The organism is Streptomyces sp. B1I3, from assembly GCF_030816615.1.
Lineage (GTDB): Bacteria > Actinomycetota > Actinomycetes > Streptomycetales > Streptomycetaceae > Streptomyces.
The window spans coordinates 7,169,015-7,186,268 of the sequence record NZ_JAUSYD010000001.1 but is presented as its reverse complement, the minus strand read 5'-3'; the positions used below and the strand labels follow the sequence as shown (position 1 = coordinate 7,186,268).

15 protein-coding genes and 1 pseudogene are annotated in these 17,254 nt (G+C 70.9%); 4 read left to right on the top strand and 12 right to left on the bottom strand.

The annotated features are described in order from the left end of the window. Positions 1-87: 87 nt before the first annotated feature. The 7 genes from QFZ58_RS32665 to QFZ58_RS32635 all read right to left on the bottom strand — a co-directional run bounded on the left by QFZ58_RS32665 (position 88) and on the right by QFZ58_RS32635 (position 6,182). Positions 88-321 carry a hypothetical protein gene (locus QFZ58_RS32665; RefSeq protein ID WP_307128475.1) on the bottom strand — a complete coding sequence of 78 codons (234 nt, stop codon included), beginning with the start codon at positions 319-321 and terminating at the stop codon, positions 88-90. A 160-nt stretch (positions 322-481) separates the two neighbouring features. Beyond that, positions 482-913, bottom strand: a complete 432-nt coding sequence (locus tag QFZ58_RS32660; RefSeq protein ID WP_307128474.1) for a DUF6221 family protein — start codon at positions 911-913, stop codon at positions 482-484. A gap of 178 nt (positions 914-1,091) precedes the next feature. Then, entirely contained in the window at positions 1,092-2,081 is a 990-nt protein-coding gene (locus tag QFZ58_RS32655; protein ID WP_307128473.1) for a zinc-dependent alcohol dehydrogenase family protein, read from the bottom strand. After that, positions 2,081-2,977, bottom strand: coding sequence for a carbohydrate ABC transporter permease (locus QFZ58_RS32650; RefSeq protein ID WP_307128472.1), 897 nt, complete (start codon positions 2,975-2,977; stop codon positions 2,081-2,083). Before QFZ58_RS32650 ends, QFZ58_RS32655 begins: the two co-directional genes overlap by 1 nt. After that, on the bottom strand, positions 2,974-3,936 hold the full coding sequence (locus QFZ58_RS32645; RefSeq protein ID WP_307128471.1) for a carbohydrate ABC transporter permease: 963 nt from the start codon (positions 3,934-3,936) through the stop codon (positions 2,974-2,976). The genes QFZ58_RS32650 and QFZ58_RS32645 overlap by 4 nt, the downstream gene beginning before the upstream one ends. Continuing rightward, entirely contained in the window at positions 3,933-5,291 is a 1,359-nt protein-coding gene (locus tag QFZ58_RS32640) for a sugar ABC transporter substrate-binding protein (protein WP_307128470.1), read from the bottom strand. The genes QFZ58_RS32645 and QFZ58_RS32640 overlap by 4 nt, the downstream gene beginning before the upstream one ends. A 129-nt stretch (positions 5,292-5,420) precedes the next feature. Continuing rightward, positions 5,421-6,182, bottom strand: a complete 762-nt coding sequence (locus QFZ58_RS32635) for a DeoR/GlpR family DNA-binding transcription regulator (protein ID WP_307128469.1) — start codon at positions 6,180-6,182, stop codon at positions 5,421-5,423. 450 nt (positions 6,183-6,632) lie between these two features. Between QFZ58_RS32635 and QFZ58_RS32630 the strand changes: the two genes are divergently transcribed. The 4 genes from QFZ58_RS32630 (at position 6,633) to QFZ58_RS32615 (ending at position 10,331) form a co-directional block, all read left to right on the top strand. Beyond that, entirely contained in the window at positions 6,633-8,390 is a 1,758-nt protein-coding gene (locus QFZ58_RS32630; RefSeq protein WP_307128468.1) for a lysyl oxidase family protein, read from the top strand. Positions 8,391-8,555: 165 nt separating this feature from the next. Further along, complete coding sequence (locus QFZ58_RS32625; protein ID WP_307128467.1) at positions 8,556-9,341, top strand: SAM-dependent methyltransferase; 786 nt, start codon at positions 8,556-8,558, stop codon at positions 9,339-9,341. A gap of 34 nt (positions 9,342-9,375) precedes the next feature. Beyond that, on the top strand, positions 9,376-10,023 hold the full coding sequence (locus QFZ58_RS32620) for a bifunctional 2-polyprenyl-6-hydroxyphenol methylase/3-demethylubiquinol 3-O-methyltransferase UbiG (protein ID WP_307128466.1): 648 nt from the start codon (positions 9,376-9,378) through the stop codon (positions 10,021-10,023). Beyond that, positions 10,020-10,331 (top strand): hypothetical protein, encoded by a 312-nt coding sequence (locus QFZ58_RS32615; RefSeq protein ID WP_307128465.1) that lies wholly within the window; start codon positions 10,020-10,022, stop codon positions 10,329-10,331. The genes QFZ58_RS32620 and QFZ58_RS32615 overlap by 4 nt, the downstream gene beginning before the upstream one ends. Before the next feature lie 153 nt (positions 10,332-10,484). Here the strand turns inward: QFZ58_RS32615 and QFZ58_RS32610 are convergent, their stop codons facing one another. The 5 genes and pseudogenes from QFZ58_RS32610 to QFZ58_RS32590 all read right to left on the bottom strand — a co-directional run bounded on the left by QFZ58_RS32610 (position 10,485) and on the right by QFZ58_RS32590 (position 16,866). After that, positions 10,485-13,196: a SpoIIE family protein phosphatase/ATP-binding protein gene (locus tag QFZ58_RS32610; RefSeq protein WP_307129071.1), complete on the bottom strand. Its 2,712-nt coding sequence runs from the start codon at positions 13,194-13,196 to the stop codon at positions 10,485-10,487. Positions 13,197-13,253: 57 nt separating this feature from the next. After that, positions 13,254-13,534, bottom strand: a pseudogene (locus QFZ58_RS32605) (DUF2071 domain-containing protein); the annotation flags it as partial. 145 nt (positions 13,535-13,679) lie between these two features. Further along, positions 13,680-14,573, bottom strand: a complete 894-nt coding sequence (locus QFZ58_RS32600) for a carbohydrate ABC transporter permease (RefSeq protein ID WP_307128464.1) — start codon at positions 14,571-14,573, stop codon at positions 13,680-13,682. After that, positions 14,570-15,529: a carbohydrate ABC transporter permease gene (locus QFZ58_RS32595; RefSeq protein ID WP_307128463.1), complete on the bottom strand. Its 960-nt coding sequence runs from the start codon at positions 15,527-15,529 to the stop codon at positions 14,570-14,572. Before QFZ58_RS32595 ends, QFZ58_RS32600 begins: the two co-directional genes overlap by 4 nt. After that, positions 15,526-16,866 (bottom strand): extracellular solute-binding protein, encoded by a 1,341-nt coding sequence (locus QFZ58_RS32590; protein ID WP_307128462.1) that lies wholly within the window; start codon positions 16,864-16,866, stop codon positions 15,526-15,528. The genes QFZ58_RS32595 and QFZ58_RS32590 overlap by 4 nt, the downstream gene beginning before the upstream one ends. Positions 16,867-17,254 lie beyond the last annotated feature (388 nt).

Genomic DNA, 17,254 nt, shown 5'->3' with positions numbered 1-17,254 from the left:
GCCCTGCCCCTGCTCCCCCGGCACCTCCGTCCGGAGAGCACCGGCCGTGTAACAGAAGCGAAAGCGCTTTCCTGGACTGCAGTTCCATTACCGCCGGGAAAGCAGTTCGCGCGTTCGAGCCGTCACCATCCATCGCGAAGGTGCGATCCGGGCACGCTGCCCTCCACCTGCGACGAAGGCGTTCATGGGCGCCATCGGATCCAGAGCCATCGTTCTGGCCAGCAGGACACCGACGGCCAGCGGAAGCAGGGTCACGGCCAACGCCGTGCCGGCGGTGGTCAGGTGCTGGATGCGGGGGCGCCGCTGCGCGTCGGGGAGCATGGCTCCATTCGACCAGCGGCACGGAGTCCCGTAATCGGGCGGCGTACTCAGGCCCGCCGCTTCCCGGTACTCATTCGTCCGGGCGCGAGGACGGAGGCCCGCCGGGAAAGGCGCTCTCCGCGCACCCTCACAGGCGTGGCCTGACCGGTCGCCCGGCTCGTCACAGCTGGTCCCGGGGCGCGCTGGACGGGCCCCAGTGGGAGAACCGCGGCAGCCACTTCACCCGGTAGTCGGCGTGACCGGCGTGCTCGGCGGCCATCTGGCGGACGACGAATCCGAGCCCGACGGCCCGGCCCGAGGCGAAGTCCTGCGCCGGACGGTCCGTGTCCAGGGCGGCGATCTCCTCGTACTCGTCCAGCAGCACCCGGTTGGTCTCGATGCGGCGCAGGGTGCGCGCCGGGTCCTGGAAGGCGATGTGCCGGTCGTAACCGCGGGAGCGCACGACGAACGCGATGCCGCTCGTGCGGTCGTGCACCTCGCCGGGCGCCTCGGCGGGGCACCGCCATCCGTCCCCGCCCGCTCCCTGCGCGATGCTCTCCTCCTCCGCCAGGCGCGCCCGCACAAAAGCCAACAGGTCCGTGTTGTCTGCCATCTGGTTCCGCATCCTTCGCCGTCACGGACCGTGGCGGACACGCACGCCCCGCCACGGGTCCGTCCTACTCAACCAGCAGAGGATGCCTCACGGGCGCGTCGCCCGGGGAGCCCGCACCCGTCACCGTCCGTATGACGGACACGGTGCGCCCACCCGGCGGCGGGGCCGAGCCGGTTCCTCAGGGCTCCACGACGATCTTGCGGCCCAGTCCTGCCCTGAAGCGGTCGATGGCCTGCGGGTACTGCTCGAGCGGCAACCGGTCGCTGATGAAGACGGACGGGTCGAGCACCCCGGTGGCAAAAAGTGCGGCGGCGCGTTCGTAGCTGTGCAGGACCGCCATCGACCCGGTGATGGTGATCTCCTGGTTGTAGATGCGGTACGGCTCGATGACCGCCGTCGTGGCGTAGTCGGCCACCCCGAACTGGAGGAAGGTCCCGCCCTTGGCCACGCGCCCCAGGCCGTCCTGGATGGCACCGGCGTTGCCGGTCGCGTCGATGACGATGTCCCAGCCGCCGGGCCGGTCCAGCTCGTCGGCCCCGGCCGCGGACCGTGAGCAGCCGAGGAGCCCGGCCGTGGCGAGGCGGTCGGGGTTGACGTCGAGGATGTCCACTCCCGCGGCGCCGGTGCGCTTGGCGAGCTCGAGCATCATCAGGCCCATCGTTCCCGAGCCGTAGATCAGCACCTCGGCGCCGAGCGTGCTGCTCAGCACGTCGTAGCCCCGGACCGCGCAGGACAGCGGCTCGATCAGTGCCGCGTCCTTCACGTCGATGTGCTCGGGCAGCCTGACACAGTTGGCGACGGGTGCCACCGCGTACTCGGCGGCGCCGCCGGAGACCGTGACTCCGATCGCGGCCCACCGCTCGCAGAGGTTGCCGCGTCCGCTGCGGCAGTAGCGGCACTCGTGGCAGTGCAGGGAGGGGTCGACTGCGACACGGTCGCCGACCGCCAGCTCCGTGACGTCACGTCCGACGCCCACGATCTCCCCCGCGAACTCGTGGCCCGGGACGAGGGGCAGGGTGGGCGCGAACTCGCCCTGCAGGATGTGCAGGTCGGTCCCGCACAGACCGCACGAGGCCACGGACACGACGACGTCGCGCGGGCCGGGGGTGGGATCGGGGACGGTGGCGACGGAGACCTTGCCGGGGGCTTCGACGATCGCTGCCCGCATTATTTCACTGCTCCAAGGGAGAGGCCCTGGACGAGTTTGTCCTGGGCGGCGTAGCCGGCGGCGAGCACCGGCAGGGACACGACGACGGAGGCGGCACACAGCTGGGCAAGGAACAACCCCTGGCTGGTGACGAATCCGGTGAGGAAGACGGGCGCGGTCTGCGCGACGACGCCGGTGAGCACCCTCGCGAAGAGCAGTTCGTTCCAGCTGAAGATGAAGCAGATCAGCGCGGTGGCCGCGATCCCGGGGGCTGCCATCGGCGCGACGACACGGGCCAGGACGGTCGGCAGCCGGGCGCCGTCGACCTGGGCCGCCTCGATGACGGACACGGGCACGTCCGCGAGGAAGGACTGCATCATCCAGACGGCGATCGGCAGGTTCATCGAGGTGTAGAGCAGGACGAGGAGCCAGATGTTGTCGAGCATCCCGGTGTTCTTGGCGAACAGGTAGACGGGCAGGAGGCCGGCGACGACGGGCAGCATCTTCGTCGAGAGGAAGAAGAACATGACGTCCGTCCACTTGCGTACGCGCCGGATGGAGAGCGCGTACGCCGCCGGCAGTGCCAGCAGGAGCACGAGGAGCGTGGAGAAGAACGAGGCCCCCAGGGAGTTGAGCAGGGGCGGCCAGGGGGTCACTCCGGTGTCGGCGCCGAAGAAGGCGCGGTAACCGTCGAGGGTCAGCGGCGCAAGGAGGGAGGGCGGGTTCGTCGCGGCGTCGGACTCGGCGTGCAGCGAGGTGAGGAGCATCCACAGCGCCGGAAGGCAGAACAGGAGGCCCGCCATCCAGGCCAGCAGACCCAGCGCGGTCGAGCGGCGCCTGGCCCTGCGCACCGCGCGTGGCACGGGCGGGGGTGGCACGGACGGGGCGGGTACGGGTACGGCGGTGGTGGTGGTCATGCGCGGTTCGCCTCCTCGTCGAAGAGTGACGAGACGACCCGGAGCGCGAAGGTGGCGATGATGATCGTGCCGATCACGACGACGACTCCCGCGGCGGACGCCAGTCCGTATTCGTGGGCTTGGTAGAAGGTCTGGTAGATCGTGTACGGAAGGTTGGCCGTGCCGAGTCCGCCGGCGGTGATGGTGAACACCGCGTCGAAGTTCTGCACGATGTAGACGGCGCCGAGCAGCACACCGAGTTCGAGGTACCGGCGCAGGTGCGGCAGCGTCAGGTAGCGGAAGGTCTGCCAGGCGCTCGCCCCGTCGAGGCGCGCGGCCTCGACCACGTCGGGGGGACGGCTCTGGAGGCCGGCGAGCAGGATCAGCATCATGAACGGTGTCCACTGCCACACGAGTGCGGCGACGACCGCGAGCAGCGGCATGTCCGCGATCCAGTCCGGCCGGCTCGGTGACGTGTCGCCGAAGAGGTCGCCGATCCAGCCCAGCACGCCGTTGAACAGCCCGTACTCCGGGTTGTAGAGGGCGTGCTTCCACAGCAGGGCGGCGGAGACGGGCACGATGAGGAACGGTGTGATGAGCAGCGTGCGGACCAGGCCACGGCCGAAGAACGTCCGGTCGAGGAGCAGCGCGAGGGCCAGTCCCAGGACAACCGTGGCGAGGACGACGCTCGCGGTGAGCAGCACGGTGGTGAGGACCGATTCGCGCAGCGCGGCGTCGGTGAAGACGGAGGCGTAGTTGTCGAGGCCGTTGAAACTGCGCTTGTCGGGGCTGAGGGAGTTCCAGTCGAACAGGGAGATGACGAGCGTCGCCACGAACGGCAGTTGGGTCACGGCGATCAGGAAGATCAGCGCGGGCAGGAGGGGCGCCCTGGTGGCCCAGGCCCGCGGGCCGGTTCTCGGGCGGGCGGTGGCGGGTGGTTCCGGTGGGGAGAGGGGTGAGGCGGAGACTGTCGTGGTCATCGGTACTCCTTGGCGACCTGCTCGGCCAGCTTCTGGGAGGAGTCCAGCGCCTCGTCCACGGACTGGCGGCCGGCGATGGCGGCGCTGATCTCCTGCGCGACCCGGGTGCCCAGGTCGGTGAACTCCGGGATGCCGACGAACTGGATGCCGGCCGTGGGGCGTGGCTGGGTGCCCGGGTTCAGGGGGTCGGCGCCGGCTATGGCCCGCTCCGTGACGTCCGCGAAGGCGCCTGCGGCTTCGCGGTAGTCGGGGTTGTCGTAGGTGGAGGCGCGCTTGCCGGCGGGCACGTCGGCCCAGCCGCTGGTCTCGCCGACGAGCTCCTCGTACTCCTTGCTCGACGCCCAGGAGACGAACTTCCAGGCGTCGTCGGCCTTCTTGGAGGCCTTCTGTACGCCCCAGGCCCAGGTGTAGAGCCACCCCGAGCTCCTGGTCCGGTCGACGGGGGCGGGTACGTAACCGATCCTCCCCTTGACCGGGGAGCCGGCCGCTTCCAGTGACCCGGCCCCCGCGGTCGCGTCGTACCACATGGCGGTCTTTCCCTGCGTCATGTTGTTGAGGCACTCGGCGTACCCGGCCTGGGAGGCGCCCCGCTCTCCGTGTTCGCGTACGAGATCGACGTAGAAGCGGGTCGCCTTCCTGAACTCGGGGGACGTGAGCCGTGCTTCCCAGTCCTCGGTGAACCATGTGCCGCCCATGGTGTTGACGACCGTGGTCAGCGGGGCGACGAGCTCACCCCAGCCGGGCAGGCCGCGCAGACAGATGCCCTTCATCCCGCCGCCGGCACCGTCCGCCTTCGCGGCGAGGCCGGCCACCTGCTGCCAGGTGGGGTTCTCGGGCATCGTCAGCCCTTCGGCCTCGAAGACGTCCTTGCGGTACATGAGGAAGGACGATTCGCCGTAGAAGGGTTCGGCGTAGAGCTTGCCGTCGACGGTGAGGGATTCCCGCAGGGGTTCCAGGATGTCGTCCTGGTCGAAGGCCGTGTCCTGGGCGGCGTAGCTGTCGAGCGCGTGCAGCCAGTCGTTCTCCGCGAAGAACGGCACCTCGAAGTTGCTGATGGTGCCGACGTCGTACTGGCCGGCCTGGTTGGAGAAGTCCTGGCTGATCTTGTCGCGGACGTCGTTCTCCGGCAGCACGGTGAAGTTGACCTTGATACCGGTCTCCTCGGTGAAGTGGTCCGCCGTGAGCTTCTGCAGCTCCAGCATCTGCGGGTTGTTCACCATGAGTACGTTCAGCGCGTCACCCCCTCCGAAGGAGGTGCCGCCGGCTCCGGCGCACCCGGCGGCGAGGAGCGCCGTCGCCGCCGCGCCCGCGACCGCACGCGCGCGGATCCCACGGCGTCGTTGCTGGTGGGGCATGAGTTCTCCTGATCGGTCGTAGCGGCTCGGGTGCCGGAACCGGACGGTCCCCGGTTCCGGGCGTGACGGGTCCGCCCTGCGGCCTCCGGGAGGGCGGGGGCGGGGCCCTGCGGCAGGGGTGCGGGCAGGTCAGACGCGGATGACGTGCGGGCCGAGGAGGGAGTAACGCTGGGCTTCCGCGGACGGCAGCCCGGTGTCGGTGACGACTGCCTCGAAATCGCCGACTCCGGCGAAGCGGCAGAAGCTCACCGCCCCGAACTTCGTGTGGACGCCGGTGAAGACGCGGCGGCGGGCGCTGCGCATGGCTTGGGCCTTGACCTCGCACACCGCCGGGTCCGGCGTGGTCAGCCCGTACTGGCGGGAGATGCCGTTCGCACCGATGTAGGCGAGGTCGATGACGAAGTCGGCGAGCATTCTGGTGGCCCAGTGGTCGACGGTCGCCATGGTGCTGCCGCGCATACGGCCCCCGAGCAGCAGCACGGCGGTCTTCTCCGAGTCGGCGAGGACCGTCGCGACGGCCAGGGAGGCGGTGACCACGGTCAGCGGCCGGTCCCGGGGCAGGGCTTCGGCGATGAGCTGGGGGGTGAAGCCCTCGTCCACGAAGACCGTCTCGGCGTCACCGAGCAGGTCGGCGGCGGCTGCCGCGATCCGCGACTTCTGCGGCACGTGGTGGGTGGTCCGCATGGCGAGCGTGGTCTCGAAGCCGGCGCTCTCCACCGGGTACGCACCACCGTGCGTCCGCCGGACGAGCCCGTGTTCCTCCAGGGTGTGCAGATCGCGCCTGATGGTCTCCTTGGCGACCTGGAACTGTTCGGCCAGCCGGTTGACGTCGACCGCCCCGTCCCGCCGGGCCGTCTCGAGTATTCCCCGTCGGCGTTCCTCGGTGCCCACGCCACCATCCCTGTCCTTGGTGCGGATATGTGCGTGGGCCCGGCGTCCGTTCGGGCCCACGCACTGTTTGTACAAGCAGAAGCGGCCGTTCGACCAGCTTCTTCACGCAACGCGCTCCGCCCGTTCATGCCCGTTTCGGCAAGACACCGGCACTGGTGACCCCGCACCCCCGGGGTCGCAGCGCGAGGAACGGTGCCCGCTTCGCCCATTGTGCCGCCCGTATCGCGCCCGTCGGCGGTCACCACACAGCTGCCCGGCACGCGCCGATAGCACAACGTCATCGGTTCGCGGGGAGAAACAACATGACAACGTCTCATTCCGCCCTCGAAAGACCGTTTTCGGCCAACGATTCGTGACTCGAAGGCTCCCGGACAACCTCCGGTGCCGTCCTCATCTCTCAGAGGCAAAGCGACTCCACCGCCCCACCGGGCACTCGGAAATCGAGGAACGATGGCCATCAGAACCCCCCGCTCCCGGCTGTGGCGTCCGGCGGTCGCCGCCGCCGCGGCGATCACCGTCACCGCCGGCGTCGCCGCCGCCACTCCCGAGGGCAGCACGGCATCGACCACGCCGCAGCTCAGCCTGATCGCGGCCTCCACCTCGGTCACGCTCGACTCGTGGAAGGAGGAGCCGGGCGTCTATCTGGACCTGGGGACCTACCTCACCGCGGACAGGTCCCCGCTCGAACTGAAGGTGACCCGCAAGTCCTACACGGATCCGGTCGTCGCCACACAGATCATCCGTGAGGGGGGCAGGACGCGGACCAGGACCCTGCCCAAGGGCCTGGTGAAGGACTTCACGGGGCTGCCCGGTTTCGTCACCGTCACGCTCACGGACGCGGCGGGCAAGAAGGTGCTCAGCCGTACGGAGTCGTTCTGCCCGAACAACGCGTCGGGCCGCATCCGCCCGGACGCCCCCGCGACGTCCAAGTATCCCGAGAGCTGCCCCGTCAACCCGTTCACCCTCGGGTCGGTGTGGGGCGTGGAGAACGGCTGGGCGTCCAACACCTACGCGGGTTACTACTCCGCGCCGGTGGCCGTCCCCGCCGGGAAGTACACCGCCAAGGTTTCGGTGACCAAGCGCTACCGCGACCTGTTCAAGATCGCCGACAAGCCGCAGACGGTCAAGGTCACCGTGCGCGAACGGAGCTGGGAGGAGGAGTCGCCCGCCACCCGTTCGGCCGCCGGGCACGCGGAGCACACCGCCGCCGGGCACGCCTCCGCAACCTCGGCGCACGCGGGCCACGCGGGTCACGCGGGTCACGCGGGCCACGCGGGTCACGCCGCGGCGCGCACCCCCGCACCGGCGTCCGCGACCAGTGGCGCCGGCCCCTCGTACAACGTGGGCCACGGCCCCCTCACCCCCGCACCGGCCGCTGTGCCGTGGGCCGTCAGGCGTCAGGGCCTTCGCGCCGCCACCGGCGGTGACGGTCCCGGACGGACGGACGGCTCCCGGCAGGCGCCCGCGGCCCAGCCCGCCGGTAGGCGTCCCAGCGGCAAGGCGGTCGTGCCGGACGTGCCCAAGCCCGACCTGCGGTCACTGCCCGCCTACGGGATCACGATCGGTGACGGCGACGCGAAGGCCCCGGGCAGGGACTACCTGGCCTTCAGCGCCAACGTGTGGAACGCCGGCCCCGCGCAGCTGGTGGTCGACGGATTCCGTTCCCCCGGCAAGGCACTGATGGACGCCTACCAGTACTTCTACGACGCCTCCGGGAAGCAGGTCGGCTACACCCCGACCGGCACGATGGAGTGGGACCCCCGGCCGGGTCACGAGCACTGGCACTTCACCGATTTCGCGAGCTACCGGCTGCTGAAGGCGGACAAGAAGGAGACCGTGCGCAGTGGCAAGGAGGCCTTCTGCCTCGCCAACACCGACGCGGTCGACTACACCGTGAAGAACGCCAACTGGCACCCGGACAACACCGATCTGTCCACCGCCTGCGGCCAGGAGAACTCCATCTCCGTACGCGAGGTGCTCGACGTCGGATCGGGTGACACCTACACGCAGGACCTCCCGGGCCAGTCCTTCGACATCACCGGACTGGCGAACGGCACCTACTACATCCAGGTGCTGGCCAACCCGGAGAAGCGGCTCAAGGAGACCGACCTCGGCAACAACAGCGCACTGCGCAAGGTCGTCCTCGGCGGCAAGCCCGGCGCCCGTACGGTGACCGTGCCCGCGCACGGTCTCGTCGACGCCGGCTGACCCCTCCCGCCCGAGCGGGCTCCCGGGACGCCCCGGGGGTCCGCTCCGGCCGTCGGGTGGTGTCAACACATGCTGATCACGAGCGAGTTGCTGTGGCAGACTTCGCAGGCGGAGCCGCTCATCCCTCCCCTGCGCGTATCGCACCCCCTTGCAACGGAGCTCGTCATGACGACCGGTATACCTCAGCCCCCGATCGACACCAGCCGGCCCCAGTCGGCCCGCGTCTACGACGCGCTCCTGGGCGGCAAGGACAATTACCCCGTGGACCAGGCGGTGGCCGAGCAGTTGCCGTCCGAGGCCAGGACCGGGGCCGTCCAGAACCGCGCGTTCATGAACCGCGCGACGGCGTGGCTGGCCGGTGAGGGTGTCGACCAGTTCCTGGACATCGGCACGGGTATTCCGACGGCGCCGAACCTGCATCAGATCGCCCAGGAGATCAACCCGGCGTCGCGCGTCGTGTACTGCGACAACGACCCGATCGTCCTGCGGCACGCGGAGGCCCTGCTGGTCAGCCGGCCGGAAGGGGCGACGGACTACGTGCCCGCGGACGTGCGCGAGCCCGGCACGATCATCGAGGCCGCCCGCAAGGTGCTGGACTTCGACCGGCCCGTCGCGCTCTCGCTCCTGGGCCTCCTGCACTTCCTGCCGGACGACGAGGACCCGTACGGCATCGTGCGTACGCTGGCTGCGGCGCTGCACCCGGGCAGCTATGTGGTGCTGTCGCAGGGGGCGTCGGACGTCAACCCCGAGCGGGGCGAACAGGGCGCGGACGAATACCGCAAGGGCGGCATCCGGCTGGCGCTGCGCTCCCGTGCCGAGTTCTCCCGGTTCTTCGAGGGCATGGAGGTCGTCGAGCCGGGCCTCGTCACGGCGCCCGAGTGGTTCCGCGCGACGGCCGCTCCCCGGCCGGAGGAGAGCGGCCTGTACGTCGGGGTGGCCCGGACCGCGTGACGCCTGTGCCGATGCCGAGGGAAGGGACGCCACGATGACCGGGAACCACGACCACGCGGCAGCCGGGGCGTTCGACGCCATCGGCGCCGAGTACGAGCGGGCCTTCGCCGGCTCGGCGGCCCACCGGGCTTCGCTGACCCGGCTGCTGGAGCAGCTCGCGCCGCACAGCCGGGTCCTGGACGTCGGCAGCGGTACGGGCAGGCCGACGGCCCGCACGCTGGCCGACGCGGGGCACGAGGTGCTGGGGGTGGACGTCTCGCCCGTCATGGTGGAGCTGGCGTCCCGTCAGGTTCCGGAGGCCTCCTTCCGCTGCGCCGACATCCGGGACCTTCCGCTCGAGACCGAGGGTTTCGACGCGGTCTGCGTCTACTTCTCCCTGCTGCAGATGTCCCGGGCGGAGCAGGCCGCTCTCGTCGGGCGGCTCGCGGGAGCGCTGAAACACGGGGGGCACATGGTCCTGGCGACGGTGCCGCTGGACGTGGAGGACGTGAGCGCCGTCTTCATGGGGCAGGAGGTCCGGGTGACCAGCTTCGCACCCGATGCCTTCGTGGCGCTCGCGGCCGGTGCCGGGCTCTCCCTCCTGTCGAGGGAGGACACCGTGTTCACCCCGGCCGCCCCGGGGGCGGTGCCGGAACCGCATGTGTTCCTGCACTGCCGCAAGGACCGGGAGGCGGGCGTATGAGCGGCCCCGGAGAGCTGACCCCGCTCCAGGAACAGCTGGCGGAGCAGGGCCGGCAGTGCCTCGGCATGCTGACGCAGGGCATGGAGTTCGGGGTGGAGGCGCTCGCGCAGGAGCGCGCCGTCTATGTGTGGCAGTTCGGCTTCGGCGGTGGCCAGATCATCGTCGGCGAGGACGGGACACTGCTGTTCGGCGCGTCGGCGCTGTGGCGCGACCCGCTCATCGAGATGTGGCGTACGGGCAGGCGCACGCCACGCACCGTGGGCGCCTGGGACCGTCGGCTTCGCCCTGCGGTTCCGCCCGGCACCTGACGCCTCCGCCGACGTGGCCACCAGTGCCCGTCACAGGCATGTGCCGCTCACCGGAACAGGCTCGCGGCCCGGCCGATACCCATCGGCGTGGGGCGTCCCCCGGCCGGGCCCGCACAGGGGCACGTCAGGCCTGCGGCTCTGCGGCGCGCGCTCTCACAGCTGCGGCGCCGGCGGCTCCGGGTCCGTGCCCGTCTGCAGCAGCTGCTCGGTCCAGATGACCTTGCCGCCGTCGTCGGTGTAGCGGGTGCCCCAGCGTTCCGCCAGTTGGGCGACGAGGAAGAGGCCCCGCCCGCCCTCGTCGGTGGTGGCCGCCTGACGCAGGTGGGGCGAGGTGCTGCTGCGGTCGGACACCTCGCAGATCAGGGTGCGCTCCCGGATCAGCCGTACGCGGATGGGACCGGTGGCGTGGCGGATGGAGTTGGTGACCAGTTCGCTGAGGATCAACTCGGTCGTGAACGCCTCCTCGAACAGGTCCCACTCGGCCAGCTTGCGGGACACATCGGCCCGCACCCGGGAGACCGCGGCGGGGTCGGACGGCACGTCCCAGTCGGCCACGTCCTCGGCGGCGAGCAGGCGCGTGCGGCCGACGAGCAGCGCGATGTCGTCGCGTGCGCGCGCCGGGACGAGGACGCGCAGAACGGCCTCGCAGATCTCCTCCGGTGTCCCGTCCGCGTATTGGGCGAGGGTGCCGCGCAGCAGTTCCAGGCCCTCGTCGATGTCCCGGTTCCGGTCCTCGACGAGCCCGTCCGTGTAGAGCACCAGCCGGCTGTCCTCGGGCAGCTGCACGTCCAGGGTCTCGAAGGGGAGGCCGCCGAGCCCCAGAGGAGGGCCGCCGGGCACGTCCGCGAAGTCGGCGGTGCCACCGGGGCCGATGATCACCGGCTGGAGGTGGCCGGCCCGCGCCATGGTGCAGCGCCCGGACACGGGGTCGTAGATCGCGTAGAGGCAGGTCGCCCCCGTGACGCCGCTTTCCGAGCCCTCGGCCGATTCGTCCTGGTCGATGCGGGCGACCAGTTCGTCCAGGTGCCACAGCAGTTCGTCGGGCGGCAGGTCCAGGGTGGAGAAGTTGTGGACCGCGGTGCGCAGGCGCCCCATGGTGGCGGCGGCGTGGAGGCCGTGCCCCACGACGTCGCCGACCACCAGGGCGACCCTGGCGCCGGGCAGCGGAATGATGTCGAACCAGTCGCCGCCGACACCTCCCAGGCCGCCGCTTCCCGCCTGCGCGGGCAGGTAGCGGTAGGCGGCGTCGATGGCGCTCTGTTCGGGCAGGCCGCGCGGCAGGAGGCTTCGCTGCAGTGTGACGGCCACGGTGTGCTCGCGGGAGTAGCGGCGGGCGTTGTCGATACTCACCGCGGCGCGGGCGACGAGCTCCTCGGCCACGGAGAGGTCCTCGTCCTCGAAGCGTTCGCGTGTCTGCGCACGCCAGAACATGGCCACGCCCAGGATGACGCCGCGGGCGCGCAGCGGCACGGCGATCATCGAGTGGAACCCGCACTCGACGAGCCGCCGGGCACGTTCCGGGTGCTGCAGCTGCCACCCGGAGAACTGGTCCAGCGCGGGATCGAGCACGGCCCGGCCCCTGATCAGGCCGTCGCCCATGGCGGTGGTCGGCAGGAAGCGGATCACCGAGCCCAGCGGGTACAGCCCGGTGTCGGTCCGGGCGCCGCTGAAGGCCGTGCGCCGCATGTCGGCGATCGAGCGGGACGCTGTCGGCTCCTCGCCGCGCAGCACCGTCTCGACCAGGTCCACGGTGGCGTAGTCGGCGAATCTGGCCGTGGCGAAGCCGGCGAGTTCCTCGCACGTCCGTACGACGTCGAGGACGGTGCCGATCTCGGTGCCCGCGTCGTAGAGCAGTTTCAGCCTGCCCCGCGCCACATCGGCCTTGCCGGTGAGGGCCTGCAGTTCCGTGGTGTCGCGCAGTGTCGTCACGGTGCCCGGCGGTCCGCCGTCGCGGTCGGTGGAGCGCTGGCTGACGGACAGCAGCCGGTCACCCACGGAGAGCACCTCGTCGGTGGCGATGCGCCCCGAGGACAGCAGCGCGGTGGTGACGGGATCGAGGCCCAGCTCGGTGACGGCCCGTCCCTCGACCTCGGGAGGCAGGTTCAGGAGGCGTCGCGCCTCGTCGTTGACGAGCAGCAGCCGCCGGTCGCCGCCCACGATGAGCACGCCCTCGCGTACGGAGTGCAGGACGGCGTCGTGGTGCTCGTACATCCGGGTCATCTCGGCCGGCCCCAGGCCGTGCGTCTGGCGCCGCAGCCGTCTGCTGACGAGCGCCGTCCCGGCCGTGGTGACGACCAGGATTCCGGCGGCGGACCCGAACAGGAGGGGGAACTGGTCCTCGACGACCCCGCTCACGCTCTCGATGGTGATCCCGGCGGACACCATGCCGATGACCTTGCCGTTCGTGGCGAAGACGGGCACCACCGCCTGGACGAGGGGGCCGATCGTCCCGGTGATCTTCTCGGTGACGACGCGGCCCTCCAGCGCGGGCGTCACGTCGCCGACGAACTTCTTGCCGATCCGGTCGGGCAGCGGGTGCGTGTAGCGGATGGAGTCCAGGTTCAGTACGACGACGAAGTCGACGCCGGAGCCCTTGCGGGCGGCCTCGGCCTTCGGCTGGAGCACCGCGCTGGGGTCGGGGCTCCCCAGTGCCGCTTCCATGCCCGGAGCGTTGGCGAAGGTCTCGGCCACGGCCACGGAGCGGTTGCGGGCTTCCCGCTCGCTGTCGGTCCTGGACTGGAACACGAGCGCGGCCATGGCGGCAGCGACGAGCAGCACCACGATCGCCACCTGCAGGAGAAAGACCTGACCAGCGACGGTTCTCATCCGGAGAAACGAGCGCGGGCGGCCGTAGCGTCCGGCCATGTCCCCCTTTCTACACCCTCCTTCAGGGGCGGGCGAGCCGGTACGGCCCATGTTCCGGGGTCGAGTCCCGGCCGTACGGGCCGCCGCGGGGGGCCTCAGGCGCGCCGCGGCGTGGGAGTCACGCGAGTACAGGCGGACGTCGGTCTCGGGGAAGGTGCCGAGATAGGGCACGCCGGGGAGCCGGAACCAGCCGACCCGGTGCATACGGAAACGACGAGCCCGACGTGGGTGACGCCGTCCAGGGTGTCCGGCACCGTCCCCGCGGGCAGAAGCGGCGCCACGGCGCGGGGATCGACCGGCCGGGGCAGGAACGCCAGGTCCGGCCAGGACCGGGTCATCAGGGGACGCGGCTCCGGGTGGGGCGGCGTGATCTCCTGGGGCGCAGGGCGGCGACCGCCGCCTCCCAGGATCTCGGAGCGGGCCCCCGGGGCGGCGTGGGTCACGGCCGCCCGGAGCGGGCCGTGACCCAGGCGCCCCGGGCTGCTACTGGCCTGCGAGTCCGGTGTGCGCGATGCCGCGGACGATCTGGCGCTGGAAGAGCGCGAAGACGACCAGGAGGGGCAGCCCCGCGATCACCAGCGAGGCCATGATCTGTGCGTAGCGCACACCGAAGGACGACTGGACGCTGACGAGTCCGACGGGCAGGGTCATGCCGTTGGGGTCGGTGGTCACCAGGAACGGCCACAGGAAGTTGTTCCAGGTGGAGATGAAGGTGAAGATCGCCACGGCCGCCAGGACGGGCCTGGAGAGGGGGATCACGATCGTCCAGAACACCCGCCAGCGCCCTGCGCCGTCCACGAAGGCCGCCTCCTCCAGCTCCCTCGGCACGCCCTCGAAGAACTTCACCAGGATGAACACCATGGCCGGCACGGCCACCTGCGGAAGGATCACGCCCCAGTAGGTGTCGACGAGGCCCAGCTGGACCATCTCGTGGAACAGCGGCGCGATGAGCACCTGCGGGGGCACCATGATGCCGGCGAGCACCAGCCCGTACAGCAGCCGCCGGCCGCGGAAGTCGGTGCGGGTGAACCCGTACGCCGCCATGGCGCACGTCACGACGGTCAGCACGGTCGTCATGAGGGAGATGTACGCCGAGTTCATGAGCCAGCGCAGCAGGTCGCCGGACTCCCAGACCTTGGCGTACGCGTCGAACGTGAGGCGGGAGCCGATCCATGCGAGGGGGGTCTTCGTCGTCTCCCCCTCCGGTTTCAGGGAGGTGGCGACGGCCCAGAGCAGGGGGACGAGCCAGGCCGCCGTGAGGACCAGGGCGATGACGAGCAGGACGATCCTGCCGGGGGTCCAGCGCCGGCGCCGTCCCTCGGTGCCGGCGGAGCGCTCGGGGCGGGGCGCGGGGGTGACGGTGACGGATCCGCTCACTTCGCGGCCTCCTCAGCTCGGCGCCGGGACAGCAGCGGCTGCACCAGGGAGACGGTCAGGATCAGGGCGAAGAAGATGTAGGAGACGGCCGAGGCGTAGCCGATGCGGTAGCCCGTGAAGCCCTGTTGGTAGACGTACTGCAGGATGGGCCGGGTGGAGTCGTCCGGACCTCCGCCGGTCATGATGTAGACCTGGTCGAAGATCTTCAGTGAAGCCAGTACCTGGAGGACCACGACCAGTCCGGTGGTGCGGCGGAGCAGCGGCAGGGTGATGTGCCACAGGCGGTGCCAGGCGCCCGCCCCGTCCAGCTCGGCGGCCTCGTACAGGTGGGTCGGGATGGCCTGCAGCGCGGCGAGGTAGAGCAGGAAGTTGAAGCCGACCGTCCACCAGACGGTGGTCGCGACGACGGAGAGCATGGCGTACCGCTCGTCGCTGAGCCATCCGATGCCCGGTTCGAGGCCGACGGAGGCGAGCATCTGGTCGGCGAGACCGAAGCCGGACGGGAAGATCATCTGCGCGAAGAGCAGGCAGACGACACCGGACGGCAGCAGGAAGGGGGCGAACCAGCTGAGCCGCCAGAGCCACTGCACCACGCTCAGCTGGTGGGCCAGCAGGGCGAGCCCCAGGCCGACGAGGACCAGCGGGACGGTCGACAGGACGGTGAACCAGACGGTGTTCCACAGCGAGGACCACACCTCCGGGTCGCCCATCGCCTCGGCGTAGTTGTCGAGGCCGACGAACTCCCCTCCGCTGCCGGTGATGTCCTGGCTGGTCAGGCTCATGCCGAGGCCCGAGACCAGCGGCCAGATCAGGAACACGGCGTACACGAGGAGGAAGGGGGCGATGAACACCAGCCCGTGTTCGGTCCACTTCCTGCGCACGGAGCGGGGCCGGGGGCCGGGCGCTCCCCCGGACTGCTTCGCCACGGAGGGCGGCGCCGCGGTGGTGGAGGTCATGACGCGGCTCCCGGAAGGGGGTTCGGGGTGTCGAGAAGCGTGCGCAGGCGGGCCTTGGCCTCGGTCAGCGCGCCGCGGGGGGTGCGGGAACCGGTGAGGACGCCGGAGAACACGGCTCCCAGCTCGATCCACATGCGGGAGGCGGAGCCGGTGAACCAGGCGGGCTCGTCGAGCGCCACGTCGTCGATGACGTCGCGGTACTCGGACTGCGGCTTCAGGGCCAGGTAGGCGGGTTCCTCGAGCGCGGGCAGGTAGGCCGGTACGTGGCCGCCCTCGGCCCAGGTGGACGAGTGGCGCAGCATCCAGGCGACGAGGGCGTGCGCGGCCTCGTCGGTCGCTCCGCCGCGGTCGTCCTGGTGCGGCAGGACGAACGTGTGGCAGTCGGCCTGTGTGGCGGCGCTGCCGAAGAGGGCGGGCACACGGGTCATGGAGAACGGGATGCCGGCGGTCCGGAAGGTGGTGACCTCCCATTCGCCGTTGAGGTGGAAGGCGGTCCTGCCACCGTTGAAGACGCCGACGGAGGCGGCGTAGTCTGCGCGGCGCACCATCAGCCCTTCCTCGACGAGGGAGGCAAGGTACTCCAGCACCCGCAGTGCCTTGGCGTCGTCGAGCGCGAGGCGCTTGCCGTCCGCGGAGAGGACGGTGCCCCCGGTCTGCGCGTAGAAGGTGGAGAAGAGCCGCCAGGGGGTGATGCAGTCGGGGCCGAGCGTCTCGGTCACCAGCGCCGGCTGCCCTGTCACCTTCTTCGCGGCTCGCAGTGCGTCGGTGAACCCGGATGCGCCGCTGACCGGCTTGAGCCTGCCGCCCGACATGAGCCCGGCCTTCTCGCACACCTCGGTCTGGTAGTAGAGGACGAAGGGGTGGGTGTCGAGGGGCACGGCGTACTGCTTGCCGCCCACCTGACCCCGACGCCAGATGTCCTGGGGGAAGTCCTCCTCGCGCACGCCGTGTTCGGCCAGCAGTCCGAGGTCGAAGGGGTCGATGAGCCTGCCGGGAGCGAAGCCCGCGAGCCGGGCCAGGTGCAGGACGGCGAGCTCGGGCGCCCGGCCGCCGGCTCCCGCCATACCGAGCTTGGTGTAGTACGGGGCGCCCCACTGGAGCGTCGCGGCCTCCAGGGCGATGGCCGGATGTTCGGCGCGGAAGTCCGCCAGCATCGACTGCATGTTGACGCCGTCGCCGCCGCCGAACAGGTGCCAGTACCGCAGCCGGGTCTGCCCGGCCCCGACGGCCGTTGCGGGCGCGGCGCAGCCGGACAGGGAGCCGAGGGCTCCTGCGGAGGCCAGGGCGCCGACACCGCCCGCGAGGGCTCGGCGCCGGCTGAGGTGAGGTGGATGCATGGCGGCTCGTCTCTGAGGAGGGGACGGTCTTCGCGACCCTGGGCCGGGGTCAGCGCGCGAGCGCGGACCGGGAGGTGTGGGGGCTCATGGAGGGCTCCTACGCGCGGACAGGGGGAGGGTGGGCAGCGCACGACCGGACGCGCGTGTTCGGTATATCGAAGCCCGCTCGTCACTTCGGACGGGACCGTAGGCGGGGCACAACCGGGCGTCAATGACTCGCGCTGAAATTGCGAACAATGTTCGATATCACGAACACGGGCACCCTCCGGGCGCATCCACACCGGGCCTCCGGACCCCTCCCCGCCGCCCGGCCCGACCCCCCGCGAAGTCGTCAACGGGCCGGAGAAGCAAAGAAAATGCGGAGGAGCGCACCTCTTCCCTACCGGGG

Coding starts and splice junctions, on each gene's coding strand:
- QFZ58_RS32665 (WP_307128475.1), bottom strand. CDS start 321: ATGCTCCCCGACGCGCAGCGGCGCCCCCGCATCCAGCACCTGACCACC.
- QFZ58_RS32660 (WP_307128474.1), bottom strand. CDS start 913: ATGGCAGACAACACGGACCTGTTGGCTTTTGTGCGGGCGCGCCTGGCG.
- QFZ58_RS32655 (WP_307128473.1), bottom strand. CDS start 2,081: ATGCGGGCAGCGATCGTCGAAGCCCCCGGCAAGGTCTCCGTCGCCACC.
- QFZ58_RS32650 (WP_307128472.1), bottom strand. CDS start 2,977: ATGACCACCACCACCGCCGTACCCGTACCCGCCCCGTCCGTGCCACCC.
- QFZ58_RS32645 (WP_307128471.1), bottom strand. CDS start 3,936: ATGACCACGACAGTCTCCGCCTCACCCCTCTCCCCACCGGAACCACCC.
- QFZ58_RS32640 (WP_307128470.1), bottom strand. CDS start 5,291: ATGCCCCACCAGCAACGACGCCGTGGGATCCGCGCGCGTGCGGTCGCG.
- QFZ58_RS32630 (WP_307128468.1), top strand. CDS start 6,633: ATGGCCATCAGAACCCCCCGCTCCCGGCTGTGGCGTCCGGCGGTCGCC.
- QFZ58_RS32625 (WP_307128467.1), top strand. CDS start 8,556: ATGACGACCGGTATACCTCAGCCCCCGATCGACACCAGCCGGCCCCAG.
- QFZ58_RS32620 (WP_307128466.1), top strand. CDS start 9,376: ATGACCGGGAACCACGACCACGCGGCAGCCGGGGCGTTCGACGCCATC.
- QFZ58_RS32615 (WP_307128465.1), top strand. CDS start 10,020: ATGAGCGGCCCCGGAGAGCTGACCCCGCTCCAGGAACAGCTGGCGGAG.
- QFZ58_RS32610 (WP_307129071.1), bottom strand. CDS start 13,196: ATGGCCGGACGCTACGGCCGCCCGCGCTCGTTTCTCCGGATGAGAACC.
- QFZ58_RS32595 (WP_307128463.1), bottom strand. CDS start 15,529: ATGACCTCCACCACCGCGGCGCCGCCCTCCGTGGCGAAGCAGTCCGGG.
- QFZ58_RS32590 (WP_307128462.1), bottom strand. CDS start 16,866: ATGCATCCACCTCACCTCAGCCGGCGCCGAGCCCTCGCGGGCGGTGTC.